Origin of the sequence: Stenotrophomonas sp. SrG (genome assembly GCF_050031795.1) — a bacterium.
Classification (GTDB): Bacteria; Pseudomonadota; Gammaproteobacteria; order Xanthomonadales; family Xanthomonadaceae; genus Stenotrophomonas; species Stenotrophomonas rhizophila_A.
Window position 1 is genome coordinate 1 of sequence record NZ_JBNBBE010000075.1, and the last position, 321, is coordinate 321.

Here is a 321-nt window from a genome sequence, read left to right on the forward strand (position 1 = left end):
CGCACCGCCCGGCCACGCGCCAGCCCAGCCGCGCCCTGGCCGACGGCCGGGCTGCGCCGCTGCGGGCCGCCGGTGCGCCGGAGTTCGCCTTCATCAACGACCAGGCCGGCAGGTTCTCGTATTCGGGCCTGAGCCGCGCGCAGGTGGACCGCCTGCGCGACGAGTACGGCAACTACGCCGTCGGCACCGGCCGCATCTGCGTGGCCGCGCTGAACCAGGGCCACCTGGAATACGTGGCCAAGGCTGTGTCGACCGTCGCCACGGGCTGGGGTGCGGGTCCGGTGAGATGAAGGAGGGCCGGCGCGGGCGGGCGGGGGGGTG

The 321-nt window shown here is 75.7% G+C and carries 1 protein-coding gene; it reads left to right on the forward strand.

Going from position 1 to position 321, the window contains the following annotated elements; genetic code table 11:
- A partial coding sequence (locus ACQG3P_RS19040; RefSeq protein ID WP_426805911.1) for an aminotransferase class I/II-fold pyridoxal phosphate-dependent enzyme occupies nucleotides 1-290 on the forward strand: 290 nt, incomplete at its 5' end.
- Between the last annotated feature and the right edge of the window lie 31 nt (nucleotides 291-321).